This is a genomic window from Geomonas silvestris (genome assembly GCF_014193515.1).
GTDB lineage: Bacteria > Desulfobacterota > Desulfuromonadia > Geobacterales > Geobacteraceae > Geomonas > Geomonas silvestris.
In genome coordinates, this window is sequence record NZ_BLXX01000002.1 from 583,598 (window position 1) to 604,171 (window position 20,574).

Genomic DNA, 20,574 nt, shown 5'->3' on the forward strand with positions numbered 1-20,574 from the left:
AGACAGTTCGTTTTTAAGTTTTTCAATTTCATATAGGTAACGAGGGGTTAGTATGGGTAACGAGCTGGTGATCAACACCACGTCCCACGAGACCCGCATCGCGCTCATCGAGAACGGCACCATAGCCGAGCTCTACGTCGAGCGCAGCCGCGTCAAGGGGATCATCGGGAACATCTACAAAGGGAAGGTGGTGCGCGTGCTGCCGGGGATGCAGGCCGCCTTCGTGGACATCGGGCTTGAGAAGGCCGCCTTTCTCTACGTGGCCGACGTCTTCGACTCGATGGAGGAGTACGACACCTTCATCGACCCGGAGTCCGGCGAGGAGCCGGTGCCGCACCCGCTGCACCCGATCGAAGAGCTGCTCCAGGAGGGGCAGGAGCTCTTGGTGCAGATCTCCAAGGAGCCAATCGGCACCAAGGGGGCCCGCATCACGGCGCACATCTCGCTCCCCGGGCGCCACCTGGTCTACATGCCGACCGTGGACCACGTCGGCATCTCGCGGCGCATCGAGGACGAAGCCGAGCGCGAGCGCCTGAAGGAGATCGTCGACCGGATCAAGCCGGCGGGGGGCGGTTTCATCGTGCGCACGGTATCGGAGGGGAAGAGCGAGGAGGACCTGATCGCCGACCTCAACTACCTCACCAAGCTCTGGGACGAGGTGGCCAAGAAGAAGGACAAGATCGGTGCGCCCAGCCTGATCCACTCCGACCTCGACGTGACCCAGAAGGTGGTGCGCGACATCCTGACCGAGTCGGTGGAGCGCATCGTGGTTGACTCGAAGCCCGAGCACGACAAGATCGTCCAGTTCATCACCACCTTCATGCCCAAGATGAAGTACTCCATCGAGCTCTACGACGAGGAGGAACCGATCTTCGACCACTTCGGGCTCGAGGTGGAGATCAGCCGGGCGCTCGGGCGCAAGGTCTGGCTCAAAAGCGGCGGCTACATCATCATCGAGCAGACCGAGGCGCTCACCGCCATCGACGTGAACACCGGGCGCTACGTGGGGAAGCACAACCTCGAGGATACCATCCTAAAGACCAACCTCGAGGCGGTGAAGGAGATCGCCTACCAGCTTCGCCTCAGGAACCTGGGCGGGATCATCATCATCGACTTCATCGACATGGAGAAGGAGGTGAACCGGGAGAAGGTCTACGGCGCGCTCGAGGAGGCCTTGAAGAGCGACAAGTCGAAGACCAACATCCTGAAGATCTCCGAGCTGGGGCTCGTCGAGATGACCCGGAAAAGGGTGCGCGAGAGCCTCGGGCGCATGATGTGCGAGCCCTGCCCCTACTGCGAGGGGAGGGGGTATGTGAAGTCCAAGATCTCGGTCTGCCACGAGATCTTCCGCGAACTACGCCGCGAGATGCTCGACATCAGGGGTACCAAGGTGATGCTCACCGTGCACCCGGCGGTGGCCGACCTCCTCTACGACGAGGAGCGCCGCGGGCTCGAGGAACTGGAGAAGAACTTCAAGAAGCGCATCACGGTGCGCGCCAAGCCCGGCTTTCACCAGGAGCAGTTCGAGGTGGCCGTCAGCTAGGTTTTGGTAGTGCTGAGACCGATCGGTCCGATCCCTCTGATCGTTCGGATGAAAATAAACTGCACCGGAGAAAAAACGATGATTGGCACCCCGTTGAAACAAGGCGCGACGAAGATCATGCTGCTCGGCTCGGGAGAGCTTGGCAAGGAAGTGGTAATCGAGGCCCAGAGGCTGGGGGTCGAGGTGGTGGCGGTGGACCGCTACGACAACGCCCCGGCGATGCAGGTGGCGCACCGCAGCCACGTGATCGACATGCTGAACCGCGAGGAGCTGGACCGCGTCGTGCGCCTGGAGAAGCCGGACTACCTGGTCCCCGAGATCGAGGCGATCAACACCGAGTTCCTCCTGGAGCTGGAAGCCGACGGCTTCAACGTGATCCCGACCGCCCGGGCCACCAACCTCACCATGAACCGGGAAGGGATCCGCCGGCTGGCCGCCGAGGAGCTGGGGCTCCCCACCGCGGCGTACCGTTTTGCGAGCAGCCTCGAGGAGTACCGCGAGGCGGTGGCGGCGATCGGGCTCCCCTGCGTGGTGAAGCCGATCATGAGCTCGTCGGGCAAGGGACAGAGCGTCCTGCGCCAGGAGGCCGACCTGGAGCGCTCCTTCAACTACGCCATGGAAGGGGCGCGCGGCGCCTCGGACCGGGTCATCGTCGAGGAGTTCATCCCTTTTGACTACGAGATCACCCTTCTTACCGTGCGCAGCGTCACCGGTACGAGCTTCTGCCCCCCCATCGGGCACCGCCAGATCGACGGCGACTACCACGAATCGTGGCAGCCGATGGCGATGGCGCCGGCGGTCCTGGCCGAGGCGCGCCGCCAAGCCGAAGCGGTGACCGGTGCCCTGGGCGGGCGCGGCCTCTTCGGGGTCGAGTTCTTCATCAAGGGGGACAAGGTCTGGTTCTCCGAGGTCTCGCCCCGGCCGCACGACACCGGCATGGTGACCCTCATCTCGCAGAACCTCTCCGAGTTCGAGCTGCACGTGCGCGCCATCCTGGGACTGCCGGTCCCCGAGGCCGAAAACGTGGCGCCGGCCGCGTCCCACGTGATCCTCGCCGAGGAGCAGGCGGCGGAGGTGGCCTTCGAGGGGGCGGCCCAGGCGCTCACCGTGCCGGGGACCAAGCTGCGCCTCTTCGGCAAGCCTGACGCCCGCCGCAACCGCCGCATGGGTGTCGTGGTGGCGTTTGGCGCCGACACCGACGAGGCGCGCAGCAAGGCCGAGCAGGCGGCCCACCAGGTGAAGATCAACAAGCTGAGCTAGACGGATCGGATGAAAAGGGTTCTCCAGGTCCCTTCTCCCCTTGGGGGAGAGGGGACTCCCGGTTCAACGGTTTCGAAGAGGTCCCAGATGAACTTTCTGAATGCAATGGCTTTGGAGGAGCGCTCCGAAGCCTTCAGCCAAGGAGGAAACCATGGAATTCGCTGCGAAACTGTCTGAAGTGCCCGATTGGGGGAAGAAGCTCGTGAAGGTAGGCGGGCAGGAGATCCTGCTGGTGAAAACCAAGGGGGAGGTGTACGCCTGCGAGCCGGAGTGCCCGCACCAGTACGCACCGCTCTCCGGGGCGCTCGTGAAGGAGGCAGGGAAGATCACCTGCCAGCGCCACGGCTACAAGTTCGACCTGAAAACCGGCGCCTGCGATCCCTTCCCGGAGTACACCCTGAAGGTCTACCCGGTGGAAGTCAGAGGCGAGGATATCTACGTAGCAGTAGGGTAGATCCGAGCCCCACGTTCCTCGCTCCCACCCTCCTGCAGACCTGGACAGGCGGATGTGGCAGATTCAGGTTCAACTGAGCTGGGCTCGCTCACAGGCGCCCGACGGGAACCGCCGGAAGCTCTACCCCAGAAAAATTGCCTGTCACTGCAAAAAACCTTGACTTCGCGATTCTTTCAGGATAACTTTTAGCGCTCTTTGTAAATTCAGGATAAAGGTGGTGAAGTTCATGTACGCAGTAGTTAAAACCGGAGGGAAGCAGTATAAAGTTTCCGAAGGCGACTTTCTGAAAGTCGAAAAACTGGAGGGTGCGGTAGGCGATACCGTCGAGTTCTCCGAAATCCTGATGGTTGGCGGCGATAAGGTTGTTATCGGAACACCTTTAGTGCCCAGCGCCTCTGTGGTCGGCAAGATTGTCGAGCAGGGCAAAGACAAGAAGATCCTCGTCTTCAAGTCCAAGCGCCGGAAGGACTCCAGGAAACTCAACGGGCACCGTCAACTCAGGACCATTCTGAAGATTGAGAAGATCAACGCCTAAGCAATACTAACAGGACGGCGCGGGAGCCCGCAGTTCCTTGCGGGGATAGCGGACTTACCGTCAGAAGGAGCAGAAAATGGCACACAAGAAAGGCGTCGGCAGTTCCAGGAACGGCCGCGACTCCGACGGCCAAAGACTTGGCTGCAAGAAGTTCGGCGGTGAGGCGGTAAAAGCCGGCAACATCATCTACCGTCAGCACGGCACCAAGATCCACCCGGGCAACAACGTCGGCCTTGGCAAGGACTACACCCTGTTCGCCCTCATCGAAGGCGTGGTGAAGTTCGAGCGCATGGGCAAAGACCGCAAGAAGGTCTCCGTCTACCCGGCGAACTAAGCCGCTCAAAGCAACAAAAGCGTAAAAGCCCGGAGCCGCATGGTCCGGGCTTTTGCCGTTTGCATCAGGGAAAAACCAAATGAGTTTTATCGACGAAGTAAAGATACATGTGAAGTCCGGTGACGGCGGCGCGGGATGCGTCTCGTTCCGCCGCGAGAAGTTCATCCCGTTGGGCGGACCGGACGGCGGCGACGGCGGCAAGGGGGGCGACGTGATCGTCAAGGTCTCCCCGCAGCTCGCGACGCTCTTGGACCTGCGCCAGCACCCGCACCAGAAGGCCGGTGGCGGCCGAAACGGCATGGGGAAGGACCGCCACGGCGCCAACGGCGCTACGCTGGAGATCCTGGTGCCCCAGGGGACCGTGGTGAAGGACGCCGAGACCGACGAGATCCTCGCCGACCTGACCGAGCCGGAGGCCGAGGTGGTGCTCCTTAAAGGCGGCCGCGGCGGCCAGGGGAACACCCGGTTCAAGACCGCGACCCACAAGGCGCCCAAATTCGCCCAGCCCGGCGAGCCCGGTGAAGAGAAGTGGATCCGCCTGGAGCTCAAGCTGATGGCGGACGTCGGCCTTTTGGGGATGCCGAGCGTGGGCAAGTCCTCGCTCATCACCAAGATCTCCGCGGCGCGTCCCAAGATCGCCGAGTACCACTTCACCACCTTGAAGCCGAACCTCGGCGTGGTGCAGTACAAGAACTACCGCAGCTTCGTGATGGCGGACATCCCTGGTCTCATCGAAGGCGCCAGCGAGGGGGCGGGGCTTGGGCACCGCTTCCTGAAGCATCTGGAGCGCACCGGGCAGCTCTTGCACCTGCTCGATCTCTCCTGGATGCCCGAGCGCGACCCGATTGCCGAGTACGAGGCGATCAACCGGGAGCTCGCGCTCTTCAACCCGGAACTTGCCGAAAAGCGCCAGACCGTCGTGATCAACAAGATCGACCTGCCGCACGTCCGTGAGAACCTGGCCCAAGTGCTCCCCTACTTCGAGGAGCGGGGCATCAAGGTGTTCCCGATCTCGGCGGCGACGGGAGAGGGGATCGCGGAGCTTTTGGACGACATCGCGATGAACCTGTGGGGCGAGCCGGACGAGACCTGGTAAGCGAAGCAGATGGCACGAAAAAAGGGGGGAGCTGAATTTCAGCTCCCCCTTTTTGTATCTCAGGCTCCTGAACGCCTCAACCTAAGGCAAGTGCCGATTCGACGAGGCGCAGGAGCGGGGTCGGGTAGATCCCGATCACCACGATGCCGAGCGAGGTGCAGACCAGGGCGAACGACTCGGCGCGGCTGCAGGGTTTCGGAAGATTGGCCCCGGCCGGGCGCATGTAGAGCTGCACCACCACTCTCAGGTAGAAGTAGGCGGATATGGCGGCGAAGAGGATGCCGATGACCGCGAGGACGATCTCGCCGCCGCGGATGGCGGAGTAGAAGACGAAGAACTTCCCGATAAACCCGGCGGTGGGGGGGATCCCCGCCAGGGAGAGCATGGCCAAGGCGAGCACGCCGCCGCGCAGGGGGGCACTGAAGCCGAGCCCTGCGAAGTCGGTGATGGCGCCGCGTTCGCCGTTGGCGGAGAGCGAGGCCACGGCGCCGAAGGCAGCCAGGTTCATCACGGTGTAGATCGCACCGTAGAGGAGCACGGCGGAGTAGCCGTCGCGGGTGCCGGTCATAAGCGCGAGCGTCAGGTAGCCCATGTGGGCGATGGAGGAGTAGGCGAGCATCCGCTTCAGGTTGGTCTGGCGCAGCGCCGCCAGGTTTCCGAGCCCCATGGAGAGAAGCGACAAGAGGTAAAGCGGCAGATGCAGTTCGGCACGGGGCGGCGCGAACGCGAGGAGCATGAGCAGGAAGGCGGCGCCGGCGAATTTCGAGGTGGTGGAGAGCAGTCCCGCCACCGGGGCCGGAGCGCCCTGGTAGACGTCGGGAGTCCAGAGGTGCGCCGGGACCAGGGAGAGCTTGAAGGCGATGCCGATGAGGACGAAGCCCCAGCCTGCGGTGAGGATGGAGTGGAACCCGGCGGGCGCCGTGAGGGCACCCAGGGCGAGGGTGCCGGTGCCCGCGTAGATGAGCGCGAGCCCGAAGGCGGTGACCGCAGCGGCCACGGCTCCGATGAGGAGGTACTTAAGCCCCGCCTCGGCTGATTCCGCTCGCCCCAGGTCCATGGCGACCAGGACGTAGAACGAGAAGGCGACCGCCTCGAGGGCCAGGAACAGGGTGAGCATGTTGGTCGCGCAGGGGAGCACGCACAGGGCGAAGAGGCAGAAGATGACGGTGGCAGGGTACTCCTCGCCGCGGATCTCGTGGCGCAGGTTATAGCCGTGCGAGAGCAGCAGCGTCAGCGCGGCAGCCACGCAGAAGACCGGGATAAGGTAGCGGGCCAGCGGTGTGAAGGCGAGGCCGGGGAGGCCGGCGCTGTTGACCGGAGAGACGGCGGCTGCGCAGAAACCGGCGGCGAGCGCGGCGGCGGCACCAACCACGGTAACGACGCGCACCTGGCAGAACGGTCCCGCGAGGAGCACCAGGAGCGAGGCGACGCCTACGATGATCAAGGGCAAAAGTGAAATGGCATCGGAAAACGTCATCATTGCTCCAAAAAACTCTAAAAGCCTCACCACAGAGGTACACAGAGGAAAGGCCAAACCTCAAGCAAAGTGAGGAAAACCTACAACACAAACCTTTGAATACCGTCTTTGAGGTGACCGACGTTGAAATTGATCAGAAGCCCAACGTCTTTACCACTCAGCCTCAGGTACGACATGAGTTGTGCCACGTGAATCGGATGAACAGTGTCTACGGCTTTGAGCTCGACTATAACCTTGTCTTCAACCAACAGGTCAATACGGTATCCCAGTTCGATAGTAATGCCGTCATAGCAAACCGGCAGTATCACCTGCGACCTGGCCTTCATTTCCCGGGCGTGCAGTTCATGCAGCAGCACCCCTCGTATGCACTTTCCAGAAGTCCCGGACCCAGCGTGGTGTGAACTTTAATCGCTGCAGAGATGATATTCCCGGTAACCAGGTTCGTTTCCATGCTTTCCCCTGTGTTCCTCGGTTTTCCCTCTGTGTCCTCTGTGTTAAAGATTTTGATCCTAGGCCTTTGTCAGTAAAGCGATCGGCACCTTGATGAGGTCGAGAACCGGCGCGGGGTGGACGCCGAGGTAGACGCCTATTACTGCCAAGGAGGCCAGGGTCGCGCTCTCGCGCAGGCTGAGATCGCTCACACTCATCGGCTGGCTCGGGGTGCCAAAAAGGATGTCCTGCACCAACCGCACGGTGTAGACGAGGGTCAGCACGATCCCTAAAAACGCCCCCAATGCCGCTCCCGGGGCTACCCGGAAGGTTCCCACCAACACCAGGAATTCTCCCACAAAGTTGTTGAGTCCCGGCAGACCGGCCGAGGCCATGTTGAAGAACAGGAAGAAGAAGGCCAGTACCGGCACCTTGCCCCACAACCCTCCGTAGTTAAGCGACTCGCGGTCCCCGGTCCTTTCGGACAGCATCCCGACCAGTACGAACAACGCGCCGGTGGTGATGCCGTGGTTCACCATCTGCAATACGGCGCCGGAGAGCGCGACCGGGCTCCAGGCGGCGATCCCAAGGGCGATGAACCCCATGTGGCTCACGCTTGAATAGGCGACCAGGCGCTTCATGTCCTTCTGCGCGAAGGCGATCCAGGCACCGTAGACGATGCCGACGACGGCGCAGACGTAGATGACCGGGGTGAAGGCGCGCGCGGCATCGGGTAAGAGCGGATAGGTGAAGCGGATCAGGGCGTAGGCCGCGGTCTTGGCCAGGATCCCGGCCAGGACGACGGTTCCCGCGGACGGCGCGTCGCAGTAGGCGTCGGGGAGCCAGCTGTGCAGCGGAACGAGCGGGAACTTGACCCCCAGCGCCAGGAGGAACGCGGCAAAGAGCCAGAGCCCGGTGGTGTAAGGGATCTGGGTGTGCACCAGTTCGGCAAGGGCGAAGCTGTAGCTGCCGGTCTGGGCGCCGTGCATGAGGTACAGGGCGATGATGGCCACCAGCATGAGCAATGAGCCGATGAAGGTGTACAGGAAGAACTTCACCGCAGAGTACAGCTTGCGCCCGTTGCCCCAGATCCCGATCAGGAAGAACATGGGGATCAGCATCGCCTCCCAGAAGAGGTAGAAGAGGAAGAGGTCGAGGCTCAGGAAGACGCCGAGGATCCCGGTCTCGGTAGCGAGCAGCAGGGCGAAGTAGAGCGGCACCCGCTCCTTGATCTCCTGCCAGGAAAGGAGCATGGCGATCACGGTGATGAAGGCGGTCAGAAGAACCAGCACGAGGCTGATGCCGTCCATCCCCAGGGTATAACGGATGCCGAAGCGCTCGATCCAGGGGAGATCCTGGTACAGGAAATACCCGGTGGGGCCGGCGGCAGGGGCGGCGCTGCCGAGCCAGGCGCCGAGCGCAAGTTCGGCCAGTGCGGTCAGCAGGGCGAATACCCGTGCGGTCGCCGGGCTGCGCCACAAGAGGACGACCGACACCCCCCCGACCAGAGGGAGGAAGAGCAGCAGTGTCAATATCGGGAAGTCAGGGTTCATGCCGTCTCATCCGGTAAGGCGCAACGCGCCGGTTGATGCTAGTTAGAGTGAACGCCAGGCAAGGTAACCCAGGAGCAGGGCTCCACCGGCGGCAAAGCTCAAGAGGTACACCGCGACCTGTCCGGTGGTCCAGCGCCCGAGCCAGCTTCCGGTGCTGCCGACGCCGTTCGCCAGGCCGTCCAGGCCGCGGTTGATGACCCCTTCGTCGACCTGCTGCCAGAGCACCCGGGAGAGCGCCTGGTAGGGGCGGATCAACAGGGCCTGGTAGAGCGCGTCGAAGTACCAGCCGTTAAACAGGAAGGCGACGAGGGGCGCGGGCTTCAGGAGGGACTCCTGCAGGCGGTTTTCGCGCGCCGCGCCGCCGTAACGGACGTGGGCCACGAAGACGCCGGCGATGGCCAGGGTACCCGCGATCCCCTGCAGCGCGAGTTCCTCGGTGTGCGAGGGCTCGACGGGGTGGGCGCCGTTTAAGGAGCCGAAGAAGGAGCCGAGGAAGCCGCCACCCAGGTACCCGGGGAGATCCAGGATGCCGCCGAAGAGCCCGAGCAGGGCAAGCGGAATCAGGATGAGTTCCATGGCGAGGATGTCGCTCTTCACGTGGTGCACGTGCGGGTGTGCGTTGCTGCCGAAGAAGACCAGGTAGACCATCCGGAAGCTGTAGAAGGCGGTGATGAGCGCGGTCAAGAGCCCCAGGAAGTACAGGGCCTCGGAAAGCGGGGTCCCCTTTATCCAGAGCGCGCTGAGGATGCTGTCCTTGCTGAAGAAGCCGCCGGTGAGCGGCAGTCCGGCCAGACAGGCGGCGCCGGCCAGGAAGCACCAGAAGGTGACCGGCAAGGTGCGGCGCAGCCCTCCCATCCTGAAGATGTCCTGCTCGTGATGCATGGCGGTGATCACGCAGCCGGCGCCCAAGAAGAGCAGGGCCTTGAAGAAGGCGTGCACCAGGAGGTGAAAGGTGGCGGCGGTGATGGCGCCGGCTCCGACGCCAAGCATCATGTAGCCGATCTGGCTGATGGTCGAGAAGGCGAGCACCCTTTTCAGGTCGCGCTGGGCCAGGGCACAGCTGGCACCGTAGAAGGCGGTCAGCCCGCCCACGACGGCGATGGCGGAGGTGGTAACGATCGAGGCGCCGATCAGCGGATACATGCGCGCCAGGAGGTAGACCCCGGCGGTCACCATGGTCGCCGCGTGGATCATGGCGGAGACCGGCGTCGGGCCGGCCATGGCGTCGGGAAGCCAGACCATGAGCGGCAGCTGGGCGGATTTCCCGATGGCGCCGGCCAGCATGAGGAGCCCGAGCGCGGTGACGATCCCTGCCGGCACCAGGAACCCCATGCCGTTCACCTGGGTGATGGAAAGGGTGCCGAAGAGCTGGAACAGCCAGGCGAGCGCCACCATGAGGGCGGTATCTCCGATCCTGGTGGTGATGAAGGCCTTGCGCCCCGCGTCGGCGTTCTCCTTCTCGGTGTACCAGAAACCGATCAGGAGATACGAGCAGAAGCCGACCCCTTCCCAGCCGAGGTAAAGAAGCACCAGGTTCTCGGCCAGGACCAGGGTGAGCATGGCGAAGACGAAGAGGTTCAAGAGCGCGAAGAAGCGGGCGTAGTCTGCCTCACTTGCCATGTAGAAGACCGAGTAGAGGTGGATAAGCCCGCAGACAAAGCCGATCATCAGGCAAAGCGACAGCGAGAGCGGGTCGAGGTAGAACGACAGGGGGAGCGCCAGATCGAAGGCCTGGAACCAGGTAGCCACCACGACCTTCTCCGGGTCGCGGTAGGCGAGGGCCGCCAACACGGCACAAACGAAGCTCCCCCAGACCGCGGCGCAGGCGAGCGACTCGGCCAGCCGGCGCGGCAGGTTCCTGCCGACCAGGGCGTTCAGCACTCCACCAAGGAGCGGGATGAGCAGCATGAGTGAGAGGTAGGTCGTCATAGGCTTGGGGTCCGAATTCGTCTAACGGGGAGGGCCCCGCGGGTTTGGCTGCCGGGGGAATCACCCCTTCATGCTGTTGAAGTCGTCGGTATCGACCGACTGCCTGCGCCGGTGCAGGTAGACCACCATGGCGAGGGCCAGCGACACCTCGGAGGAGGTGAGGGCCATCAGCATGAGGGAGAAGATCTGCCCGTCGGCCATCCCCCACTGGGAGGAACCTCCGACGAGCGTCAGCATGACGGCGTTCAGCATGATCTCGATGCCGATCAGCATCATGATGACATTGGCGCGCCAGGCGATGGTGCAGGCAAGCCCCATGGCGAAGAGGAGAGCTGCCAGTATCAGCACGTGAAAAAGCGGGATGGTCATCTGCGCCTCCCGAGATAGATGGCCCCCACCAGCGCGAAGAGGAGCTGCAGCGAGACCAGCTCGACGGCGACACCGTAGCGCTGGAAGAGGGTCTGGGAGAACTGGCGCACCGAGATGCCATGGAACGCCGCCAGCGGCTGCGCGTGGTGCTGAGCGGCCAGCACACCTACCGACGCGGCGGTCACCAGCACCAGCACGAGGGCCGGGATCCAGTCCACGAGCCGGGGCGACTTCATGCGTTCGGGGTGCCCCAAATCGAGCATCATGATGACGAACAGGAAGAGCACCATGATCGCGCCGGCGTAGATGATCACCTCGAAGGCTGCCACCAGCGGGGCGCCCAAAAGGTAGAAGATCAGGGCCAGCGCGAAAAACGAGTTGACCAGGTACACGATGGCGCGCACGGCCTGGCGGGCAGTGATGGCAAAGCCGGTCCCGACCAGGGTGACCAACGCCAAGATGTAGAAAAGGGTCGCTTCCATGAGACTCCTGCCTCGGGCTCCTAGGGGAGCAGGGTTCTAACGTCCACCGGCGGCTGTTCGCCGGGGTTGCCGCCGCGCGGGCTCACCACACCGATCCCGGCATGACGGTAAAAATTGTAGTTCGGGTCCTTCCCGGTGCCGTCGATCAGGAGGTCCTCCTTCTCGTAGACCCAGTCGATAACCTGGCGTTTGGACGGGATCATCTCCGGAGCCATCTGGATCGCGAGCGTCGGGCAGGCCTCGGCGCACAGGCCGCACAGGATGCAGCGCGCGAAGTTGATGCGGAACCAGGCGGCGTAGCGCCGGCCGTTCTCGGCCTCGGCGGCCGCCATCGAGATGCAGTCGACCGGGCAGGCCCCGGAACAGAGGTAGCAGGCAACGCAGCGCTCGGCGCCGTCGGGGTCGCGGGTCAAGACGATGCTGCCGCGGAAGCGCTCCGGCATGGGACGCTTCTCTTCCGGGAACTGCACGGTCGCAGGCTTGCGGAAGATGTGACGCAGCGTGATGGAGAGGCCGGTCAGGATCCCCCCGATGCCGGTTACGGTTTCTTTTATGTCGCTCAGTATGCTCATCGGTTTCCTGCGCCCAGGGTCGGGGCACCGTGGCATTCAGCCGCGGCTGGTAGTGCTTCCGGAAGAGCCGGGGGATGGAGCGAACCCCATCCCCGCGGTGCGGAAGGTCCGGATAAGGAGGTTGTGGCTCAAGGGCCGTCGGTTCAGTGGGGTTTCAGCGACTTCACCAGGATCTGCAGCGATTCGGGATGCTGGTTGTGTTCTGCGTACACCATGGCGGTACTGCCGGAGTTCGACATGGCCAGCGGATCGGCGCCGTGCCAGATGAGGGTCTGGATGGTCTGGTCGCAGCCGTAGTTCGCGGCGAGCATCAAGGGGGTGTGCCCGTCGCGGTCGCGGGGATCCACCTGAGCGCCGCGGCTCAAGAGGAGGTGAACCACGTCGGCCCTGCCGTTGGCCGCGGCGTAGTGCAGCGGCGTCTTCCCTTTGTCACTTTTGGCGCTCAGGTTGGCGCCACGATGCAACAGATCTTCCACCTCGGCCACTTTTCCATCCCTGGCAGCTATCATGAGCGCAGTATGCCCATGACGGTCCGCCAGATCCACCTGCTGCATGAACCCCTCTCCATCTCCGATTTCAACAGTTGTCTTCATCAGATCCTCCTTTGGTGAGATTGCATGAGAACACGGCGCCTTATCGTAAAGCAAGCCACCAGCCGGTGGCGAGGATGTTAAGGAGCGCAAGCGGTGTCAGAAATTTCCAGCCCAGGTGCATCAGTTGGTCGTAGCGAAGTCGCGGCAGAGTCCCCCTTACCCAGATGAACAGGAATGCGATGACGAAAACCTTGAGAAAGAACCAGACGATCGGCGGCAAAAGCGGCCCGCGCCAGCCGCCCAGGAAGAAGAGCGAGGCGAGCGCGCTTAAGGCGATGATGTTGATGTACTCCCCCACGAAGAAAAGCCCGAAGCGCATCCCGGAGTACTCGGAGTGGAACCCGGCCACCAGTTCCCCCTCGGCCTCCGGGAGGTCGAACGGGATGCGCCGGCACTCGGCGAAGATACTGACCAGGAAGATCACGAAGGCCAGCGGCTGGTAGACGATGAAGGGCATGTCCGCCTGGGCGTTCACGATGTCGGAGAGCCTGAAGGACTTGGAGAGCATCACCACCGGAACGAGCGAGAGCCCCATGGAGAGCTCGTAGGAGATCAGCTGGGACAGGCCCCTGATGCTCCCCAAGAGCGCGTACTTCGAGTTGGAGGCCCACCCCCCAAGCGCGATGCCGTACACCGCGATGGCGGAGAGCGCCAGGAAGAAGAGGACCCCCACGTCGAGGTCGGTGATCTGCAGCGCCACCTCGCGCCCGAAGAGGTGCAGCGGCGCGCCAAGCGGCACCACGGAGAAGGTGAGGATCGCGGGAATGGCCGCCATGGCCGGCGCCAGCGAGAAGAGGAGCCGGTCCGCGGCCTTGGGGATCATGTCCTCCTTGGTGAGCATCTTGATGACGTCGGCCAGGGGCTGCATGAGGCCGAAGGGGCCGACCCGGTTCGGGCCGATGCGGTCCTGCATCCAGGCGAGGATGCGCCGCTCCGCCAGCACCAGGTAGGCGGCAAAGGTGAGGATGATGGCGTAGAGCGCCACGATCTTCCCCAGCATGAGCGCTATGTCGACGGCGTTCCAGGTCATAGGGTATCCGGCTCCGAGCTCTTGAATAGGCCGAAGATCCGCTCTCCGCCCGCCTCCGGGTCCATCTCGCGCAGCGGGCGCCAGCTGCCGGTGAGCGGTTCGACGATCGGCTCGCCACCAAGCTTTTCCAAGAGGCGCGCCATGGCCTTCCAGGCCTCGATCTCCTGCCCGCCGGGAATCTCGCCGCGCGGGATCCGGGGGGGCTGGGGCGGCGGCACCTCGGGCTGACCGGGCGCCGGCTCGCCGTAGCGGGACTGCGCGTAGTACTTGGCGTCCAGCCCCCTAAGCGGGAGCCCGGGGCGGAAGGTGCGCTCGAAGCGCTGGGCGCGCCCCTCGAAGTTGATGCTCGTCCCGGTCGACTCCATCCAGGTGGTGGTCGGGAGAAAGACGCCGGCTTTCTGGGCGAGTTCCGAAGTGCGCCAGTCGGCGCACCCCAAGACGGTGACCCCCTTCAGGTTGGCCGCGGAGAGGTCGCTTTCGAAGGCGACGATGCCGCGCACCTTCTTGGCGGCGAGTACCTCGGCAAAGGGAACCGCGCCGTGCTTGCGGGCGGCCAGGCCCGCCGCGAAACCGTTGGGGCCGGGCTGCAGTACGGCGAGGCGCACCCCCTTGGCGGCGAGGGGAGCGAGCTCCTCGTGCGGGGTGCGGGCGGCGTGGCAGACGACGATGGCCCGCGATGCGGTTTCCAGCGGAACCTCGGCCAGCGTCGCCGCGTCGAGGCAGTCGAAGGGGAGCCGCTGCTCGCTGGGGAGCGCCGGGGCGTCCACCCGGTACACCTTGGTGCCGGTGAGCGACGCCTTGCGGATGAAGGGGGCCAGCATCGGTCCCTCGTTCATGAGGTCCACCGAGAGGAGCACGATGCAGTCGGCGCTGGCCAGATCCGCCGGTGCGGCCACGTTCTGTTCGGTGAGGAGCTCGGTCGCGAACTGGCTCCCCTTTGCCTCGGCGGGGTCGCCGTAAAAGCTGAGCGCGGCGGCCTCGAAATTCGCCGCCAGTTCCCCCAGCATGAGACACCCCTCCAGGGAGAGCCGGGAGGAGCCGACAAAGGCGAGGCTCTCCGGCCCGTGCACCTCGAGGAAGTCGTAGATACGCGCGGCCAGCGCGTCGAGTGCCGTCTCGTAGTCGGTCGCCTCCCCGTCCACCTTCGGCTCGCGCGGGCGGGAGGGGTCGTTGATCCCCTTCTTGTCGAAGCGGGCGCGGTCGCAGATGAACCAGCTGTTCACCTGGTCGTTACGGCGCCCCACGATCTTGATCACCTCGCGCTGGAAGGCCTGCGGCGCCAGGTTGCACCCCACCGAGCAGTGCTGGCAGATGGAGGGGGAGAACTGGTAGTCCCAGTAGCGCGCCCGGTAGCGCCCGGTCTTGTCGGTGAAGACGCCGGTCGGGCAGATGTCCACCAGGTTCCCCGAGAAGGGGGACTCGAGCGGGCCGTCCTCGAAGCGGCCGAAATAGACCCTTCCCGCGCTCCCGGTCACGCCGAAGTCGGTGCCGCCGGCGTAGTCCTGGTAGAAGCGGACGCAGCGGTAGCACTGGATGCAGCGGTTCATCTCGTGGTAGACGTGCTCGCCCAGGTACTGGTTCCTGTGGGTGCGCTTGTCACCCTGGTAGCGGCGCCGGCTGTGCCCGCCGGCGATGGTGAAGTCCTGCAGCAGGCACTCGCCACCCTCGTCGCAGACCGGGCAGTCGTGCGGGTGGTTCATCATGAGCCACTCGATGACCAGGGCGCGCATCTTCAGGGCCTCGGGGTCGGTGGTGGAGACCACCATGCCGTCCTGCGCCGGGAGCGAGCAGGACATCTGGATCCCCTTCACCGGGCCGTCCAGCATCTTCACGGCGCACAGGCGGCAGGCGCTCGCCAGCGCGAGGGCAGGGTGGTAGCAGAAGTGCGGGATGGTGATCCCGATGCTGCGGGCCGCCTCGAGTACGGTGGTTCCCGGTGCCACCTCAACCGGCAAATTGTCGATGATCAGCTTCGGCATTACGTTCCTTGCTTGTCAGTGTCAATCCCAACTGCACTTCATTAGGTTCCTGCCGATGTCGTGGAACCCGAGTCCCCCCGCCCTTGACGGGAGGGGGACAGGGGGTGGGTGAAGTCGCCATCGGCGGTGAGGGTGGCACCTTCCCCCTCACCCTGACCCTCTCCCGCAGGGGGAGAGGGGACTTTTGGTCGTCACTCGCGTTTTCAAGGCAAACTCACTTAAACGGGCACTTGTGCTGGACGATGTGCTCGCGCAGCTCCGCCTCGAAGTGCCTGAGCAGCCCGTCCAGCGGTGCCATGGCCCCCGGCGCCAGGGCGCAGAAGGTGTAGTTCAGGTACTTTACGTGTTCGCGCAGGATCTCGATGTCGCGCTCCTCGCCGCCGCCCGCCTCGATCCGGGTCAGGACCTCCTTCACGAAGGGGAGCCCCTCGCGGCACGGGGTGCACCAGCCGCAGGATTCCCGGGCGAAGAAGGTGATCAGGTTCAAGGTGGCGGCCACCAGGCAGCACCCCTCCTCGAAGATGATGATGGCGCCGGAGCCCAGGCGCGAGCCGACCTTGGCGACGGTGTCGTAGTCCATCGGCACGTCGAGGTGCTCAGGCGTCAGGAACTGGGTCGAGGCGCCGCCGGGGATGCAGGCCTTGAACTTGGTCCCCGGCTTCATGCCGCCGCAGGGGCCGTCGATGATCTCGCGCAGCGGGGTGCCGATGGGGAGCTCGACGCAGACGCGGTTCTGCACGGCGCCGCTTACGCAGAAGAGCTTCATGCCGGCACCTTCGGCGTTGCGGGCGAGCCCCTTGAACCACCCCGGCCCCTTGGCGATGATCGCCGGAACGTTGGCGAGCGTCTCCACGTTGTTCACCACGGTCGGACCGCCCCAAAGCCCCTTGGTGGCGGGGAAGGGGGGCTTGGAGCGCGGGTTGGGGCGCTTACCCTCCAGGGCGTTGATGAGCGCGGTCTCCTCGCCGCAGATGTAGCGTCCGGCGGAGAGGTGCAGATCGATGTCGACCGAGAACTCGCTGGTGAGGATATGCTGCCCCAGAAGTCCCGCTTCCTTCGCCTCCATGAGCCCGCGGGCCAGGTTGTTGGCCGCCTTTTCGTAACCGCGCCGTATGAAGATGAAGGCGTGGCGCACCCCCAGCGCATAGCAGGCGAGGGTGATCCCCTCGATGAGGCTGTAGGGGTTGTGTTCCAAAAGGACGCGGTCCTTGTAGGTCCCCGGTTCCATCTCGTCGCAGTTGCAGATGAGCCAGCGCGGGCCGGGGAGGTCGCGCGGCACGAAGGACCACTTGCGGCCGGTGGAGAACCCGGCGCCGCCGCGGCCGCGCAACCCCGAATCGATGACCGCCTGCTGCACCTCGTTGGGCGTCATCTCCGAGATCGCCTTGCGCAGCGCGTTGAAGCCCCCCTCGTCGCAGTACTCCTTGAAGGTGACCACCCGCCCCGGACGGTTATGTCTAAAAAGTACCTGTTCCATTGAGCCTTTCTATGCCTGTCCCTTGTGGTCCGGAGCGGCCGTGCCGCTTAGGCGCTCGATCTCCAGCGCCTGGTCGACCAGTTCGGGGGTGAGGTGGTCGTAGATGGTGGAGCCGATCGAGATCAAGGGGCCGTCGCCGCAGCGCCCCATGCAGCAGCAGGGGACCAGGGTGAACTGACCGTCGGCGGTGGTGCCGCCCACCTCGACCCCCAGCCGCGCCTTCAGGTGGTCCAGGATCTTCTCGTACCCCGCGTTCCAGCAGGAGATCGAGTCGCAGATGTGGATCATCTTGTTCCCCACCGGGCGCCGGTAGATCATCTCGTAGAAGGTGGCCAGTTCCTCCACCTGCAGGCGCGACAGCCCGAGGATCTCGGCGGCCTCCCCCACGGCCTCGTCGGTGAGCCAGCCGTAGTGGAACTGCAGGTCCTTCATCACGTCGACCGCGGCCTCGCGCGCGCTGAAGGCGTGGGCGACGCGTGCCTCGAGGGATTTTCTCAGTTGCTCAGGGATCATGCCTTACTGCACTCCGTTGCGTTGATGGTCTAGCGGTCCAGGTCGGAGAGGACGAAGTCCAGGGATCCCAAAATCGCCAGGAAGTCCGCCACCATCCACCCCTTGCTCAACACCGGCAGGGACTGGATGTGGGCGAAGGTCGGGGTCCTGATGCGCATCCGGTAGGGGATGTGGATCCCGTCGGATACCGCGAAGTAGCCGGCCTCCCCCTTGGGCCCCTCGATCGGCGCGTAGCACTCACCCTTGGGGGGCGACATGCCGCGCGCGCTGTTCACGAAGTGGTGGATGAGCGACTCGATGTCGTTCAGGGTGTCGCGCTTTTGCGGCAGGGTGTAGCGGTAGTCCTCGGAGACCCAGCGCCCCGCCGGCATCCCGTCGGCCGCCTGGCGCACGATCCTCATGGACTGGCGCATCTCTTCCATGCGCACCAGGTAGCGCGAGAAGCAGTCCCCGCCGCTTGCGGTGGCGACCTCGAAGTCGAAACGCTCGTAGCCGCCGTAGGGCATCACCTTGCGCAGGTCCCAGGCGAGGCCGCAGGCGCGCAGGTTGGGGCCCGAGATCCCCCACTCGATCGCCTGGTCCACCCTGATCGCCGAAACCCCCTCCAGGCGCGCCCGGAAGATCGGGTTGCCGGTCAAGAGCCGGTCGTACTCGTCGATGCGGGCCGGCAGCCAGGCCAGGACGTCGTTCACCTTCTCGAGCCACCCTTCGGGGAGGTCGTCGGCCACGCCGCCTATCCGGAACCAGGCGGGGTGCATGCGCCCGCCGGTCACGCTCTCGATGACGTTGAAGATCTTTTCGCGGTCGGTGAAGGTGTAGAAGACCGGGGTCATGGCGCCGATGTCGGCGGCGAAGGTCCCGAGCCAGACCAGGTGGTTGGCGATGCGGAACAGCTCGCAGAGCATGACCCGGATGTACTGGGCCCGCTCGGGGATCTGGACCCCGCAGAGCTTTTCCACCGAGTTCAGGTAGGCCATGTTGTTCTGCACGCCCCCCAGGTAGTCGACCCGGTCGGTGTACGGGATGAACTGGTGCCAGTTCTGGCGCTCGCCGATCTTCTCGGCGCCACGGTGGTGGTACCCCAAATCGGTGTGCAGGTCGACGATCTCCTCGCCGGAGAGCTTCAAGACGAAACGGACCACCCCGTGGGTACCCGGATGCTGCGGCCCCAGGTTCAAAAGCAGGGTCTCCTCGTCCACCCGCTCGAAGAGGTCGCTGGCCGGGACGGCGAAGTGCCGGCGCGCATCCTCCACGGTGTAGGGGGGGAGCTCGGTGGCGCGCGAGGGGTGCTCCTTGCGCAGCGGATGCCCCTGCCAGTCGGCCGGCATCAGGATGCGGGTCAGGTTCGGGTGACCCGCGAAGCGCAGGCCGAACATGTCGTAGGCCTCGCGCTCGTACCAGTTGGCGGCCGGGAAGATCGGGGTGACACTCGGGAGCTCCGGATACTCTCCCTCGAGTTCGGTCTTCACCCTGATCCTGCCCGGGATGTCGAACGAGGTCAGGTGGTAGTTGACGGTGAAGTCCTTGTAGCAGGCGCGGTCGCGGCGGCAGGACTCGTCGACGCACCCGATGTCCTCCAGGCGGCGGAAGGCGCCCTTGGGGCGCTTCTTCAGGTGCTCGAGGAGCTCGGGCACCAGCTCGGGCTCGGTGCGCAGGGTCTGCATGTCGCGCGCCTCGGGGTCGATGCGGACCCGGTCGCCGAAGCGCTCCTTAAGCTCCGCAGCGAGGTCGTAGTCCGGGAACTCGAGCCTCGGCTGGGACGGGCGCCAGATCTCGTCGGAGCGCGGTGCGGCAAAGGTCGGGTGCTGCATCGCGGTGCCGCGGATGGCGACCCCTTCCATGCCGGGGCCGCGGGTGTCGCGCGACTTGGTGAGGGTGTCGATGAGGATCGGGGCGCAGGTCCCCTGGGTCCCCCCCTGCATGCGCAGCACCGGGCGCGCCGGCCGCTCCTCGCTCCTGATCTTCTTCTGCAGGAGCATGAGCCCTTCCAGGAAGGATTCCGGACGCGGCGGACACCCCGGGATGTAGACATCCACCGGGAGGATCTGGTTCACCCCCTGGACCACGGAGTAGACGTCGTACATGCCGCCGGAGTTGGCGCAGCTCCCCATCGAGATGACCCACTTCGGCTCGGCCATCTGGTCGTAGAGCCGCAAGATGCTCGGCGCCATCTTCTTGAAGACGGTGCCGGCGATAACCATGAGATCGGCTTCCCGGGGGGTACCGCGGAGCACCTCCGCGCCGAAACGGGAGATGTCGTAGCGGGAGGTAAACGAGGTCATCATTTCGACGAAGCAGCAGGAGAGGCCGAAGAACATCGGCCAGAGGGAGTTCGCTCTCCCCCAGTTGATCATGTCGTCGAGGGAGGCGAGCAGTACATTATCGGGTATTTTCTCGTCTTCCGGTTGGCTCAAAAGCGGGCTCCAATAAAGAGAATCAGGTTAGGGTTGAGGCTGAGGTTGAGAAAAGGCTTAAAGGCCTCCGCTGAAATCGGTAGAGTCGGGCCGCGCCGCGGTTTCACTCGACCTTAACCTTAACCTCAGCCTGCCTTTTCATCGCCGTGGGGCCCCAGTCGAGGCCCCCCTTGATCCAGAGCCAGACGAGCCCCAGCAACAGGACCACGATGAAGATGGTGATGTGGACCATCCCCTGGATACCCAACAGGTCCCACGCGGTGGCCCAGGTGTAGATGAAGGCACCCTCGACGTCGAAGACTATGAAGAAAATGGCGATGAGATAGAAGGGGACTTGCGAGGCGTGACGGGCACCGCCGCTGGGGACGATGCCGGATTCGTAGGGGATTCCCTTGTCCGGGGAGTCCTTGCCCGAGCCCAGGTAGTACGCTGCGCCGAGCAGGGCGAAGATGAGGGCCACCGCGATGAAGGTGTAGATGGCAAGCGGGAGAAACTCGACTTGCTGTGCGGTGACTGGCATGGTGAACCTTTCATT

19 protein-coding genes and 1 pseudogene are annotated in these 20,574 nt (G+C 64.4%); 6 read left to right on the top strand and 14 right to left on the bottom strand.

Going from position 1 to position 20,574, the window contains the following annotated elements; genetic code table 11:
- Positions 1 to 52 precede the first annotated feature (52 nt).
- The 6 genes from GMST_RS06215 (at position 53) to obgE (ending at position 5,222) form a co-directional block, all read left to right on the top strand.
- Complete coding sequence (locus GMST_RS06215; protein ID WP_183353758.1) at positions 53 to 1,543, top strand: Rne/Rng family ribonuclease; 1,491 nt, start codon at positions 53 to 55, stop codon at positions 1,541 to 1,543.
- Positions 1,544 to 1,621: 78 nt separating this feature from the next.
- Positions 1,622 to 2,803 (top strand): formate-dependent phosphoribosylglycinamide formyltransferase, encoded by a 1,182-nt coding sequence (gene purT / locus GMST_RS06220; RefSeq protein WP_183353759.1) that lies wholly within the window; start codon positions 1,622 to 1,624, stop codon positions 2,801 to 2,803.
- A 151-nt stretch (positions 2,804 to 2,954) separates the two neighbouring features.
- A complete protein-coding gene (locus GMST_RS06225) occupies positions 2,955 to 3,257 on the top strand; it encodes a Rieske (2Fe-2S) protein (protein WP_183353760.1) in 303 nt (100 codons plus the stop codon).
- Positions 3,258 to 3,483: 226 nt separating this feature from the next.
- Positions 3,484 to 3,792: a 50S ribosomal protein L21 gene (gene rplU, locus GMST_RS06230; RefSeq protein ID WP_183353799.1), complete on the top strand. Its 309-nt coding sequence runs from the start codon at positions 3,484 to 3,486 to the stop codon at positions 3,790 to 3,792.
- A 76-nt stretch (positions 3,793 to 3,868) separates the two neighbouring features.
- A complete protein-coding gene (gene rpmA, locus GMST_RS06235; RefSeq protein ID WP_012528602.1) occupies positions 3,869 to 4,126 on the top strand; it encodes a 50S ribosomal protein L27 in 258 nt (85 codons plus the stop codon).
- A 79-nt stretch (positions 4,127 to 4,205) separates the two neighbouring features.
- Positions 4,206 to 5,222 (top strand): GTPase ObgE, encoded by a 1,017-nt coding sequence (obgE, locus tag GMST_RS06240; RefSeq protein ID WP_183353761.1) that lies wholly within the window; start codon positions 4,206 to 4,208, stop codon positions 5,220 to 5,222.
- 76 nt (positions 5,223 to 5,298) lie between these two features.
- Here obgE and GMST_RS06245 read toward each other — a convergent pair whose 3' ends face one another.
- The 14 genes and pseudogenes from GMST_RS06245 to GMST_RS06310 all read right to left on the bottom strand — a co-directional run bounded on the left by GMST_RS06245 (position 5,299) and on the right by GMST_RS06310 (position 20,559).
- A complete protein-coding gene (locus tag GMST_RS06245) occupies positions 5,299 to 6,699 on the bottom strand; it encodes an NADH-quinone oxidoreductase subunit N (protein ID WP_183353762.1) in 1,401 nt (466 codons plus the stop codon).
- 80 nt (positions 6,700 to 6,779) lie between these two features.
- A pseudogene (locus tag GMST_RS06250) lies at positions 6,780 to 7,150 on the bottom strand (GxxExxY protein).
- A 58-nt stretch (positions 7,151 to 7,208) separates the two neighbouring features.
- Complete coding sequence (locus tag GMST_RS06255; protein WP_183353763.1) at positions 7,209 to 8,681, bottom strand: complex I subunit 4 family protein; 1,473 nt, start codon at positions 8,679 to 8,681, stop codon at positions 7,209 to 7,211.
- A 42-nt stretch (positions 8,682 to 8,723) separates the two neighbouring features.
- Positions 8,724 to 10,610: an NADH-quinone oxidoreductase subunit L gene (nuoL, locus tag GMST_RS06260; protein WP_183353764.1), complete on the bottom strand. Its 1,887-nt coding sequence runs from the start codon at positions 10,608 to 10,610 to the stop codon at positions 8,724 to 8,726.
- A 60-nt stretch (positions 10,611 to 10,670) separates the two neighbouring features.
- Positions 10,671 to 10,979 carry an NADH-quinone oxidoreductase subunit NuoK gene (gene nuoK, locus GMST_RS06265; RefSeq protein ID WP_183353765.1) on the bottom strand — a complete coding sequence of 103 codons (309 nt, stop codon included), beginning with the start codon at positions 10,977 to 10,979 and terminating at the stop codon, positions 10,671 to 10,673.
- Positions 10,976 to 11,461 carry an NADH-quinone oxidoreductase subunit J family protein gene (locus GMST_RS06270; protein WP_183353766.1) on the bottom strand — a complete coding sequence of 162 codons (486 nt, stop codon included), beginning with the start codon at positions 11,459 to 11,461 and terminating at the stop codon, positions 10,976 to 10,978. Before GMST_RS06270 ends, nuoK begins: the two co-directional genes overlap by 4 nt.
- Positions 11,462 to 11,481: 20 nt before the next feature.
- Positions 11,482 to 12,033 (bottom strand): NADH-quinone oxidoreductase subunit NuoI, encoded by a 552-nt coding sequence (gene nuoI, locus GMST_RS06275; protein ID WP_183353767.1) that lies wholly within the window; start codon positions 12,031 to 12,033, stop codon positions 11,482 to 11,484.
- Between the two features lie 143 nt (positions 12,034 to 12,176).
- Positions 12,177 to 12,626, bottom strand: a complete 450-nt coding sequence (locus GMST_RS06280) for an ankyrin repeat domain-containing protein (protein ID WP_183353768.1) — start codon at positions 12,624 to 12,626, stop codon at positions 12,177 to 12,179.
- 40 nt (positions 12,627 to 12,666) lie between these two features.
- Positions 12,667 to 13,656, bottom strand: coding sequence for an NADH-quinone oxidoreductase subunit NuoH (gene nuoH, locus GMST_RS06285; protein WP_183353769.1), 990 nt, complete (start codon positions 13,654 to 13,656; stop codon positions 12,667 to 12,669).
- Positions 13,653 to 15,635, bottom strand: coding sequence for a 2Fe-2S iron-sulfur cluster-binding protein (locus tag GMST_RS06290; RefSeq protein WP_183353770.1), 1,983 nt, complete (start codon positions 15,633 to 15,635; stop codon positions 13,653 to 13,655). The genes nuoH and GMST_RS06290 overlap by 4 nt, the downstream gene beginning before the upstream one ends.
- Positions 15,636 to 15,849: 214 nt before the next feature.
- Complete coding sequence (gene nuoF / locus GMST_RS06295; RefSeq protein ID WP_183353771.1) at positions 15,850 to 17,112, bottom strand: NADH-quinone oxidoreductase subunit NuoF; 1,263 nt, start codon at positions 17,110 to 17,112, stop codon at positions 15,850 to 15,852.
- A 9-nt stretch (positions 17,113 to 17,121) separates the two neighbouring features.
- On the bottom strand, positions 17,122 to 17,625 hold the full coding sequence (nuoE, locus tag GMST_RS06300; protein ID WP_183353772.1) for an NADH-quinone oxidoreductase subunit NuoE: 504 nt from the start codon (positions 17,623 to 17,625) through the stop codon (positions 17,122 to 17,124).
- Positions 17,626 to 17,654: 29 nt separating this feature from the next.
- Complete coding sequence (locus tag GMST_RS06305) at positions 17,655 to 20,039, bottom strand: NADH-quinone oxidoreductase subunit B/C/D (protein WP_183353773.1); 2,385 nt, start codon at positions 20,037 to 20,039, stop codon at positions 17,655 to 17,657.
- 103 nt (positions 20,040 to 20,142) lie between these two features.
- On the bottom strand, positions 20,143 to 20,559 hold the full coding sequence (locus GMST_RS06310; RefSeq protein ID WP_183353774.1) for an NADH-quinone oxidoreductase subunit A: 417 nt from the start codon (positions 20,557 to 20,559) through the stop codon (positions 20,143 to 20,145).
- Positions 20,560 to 20,574: the final 15 nt, after the last annotated feature.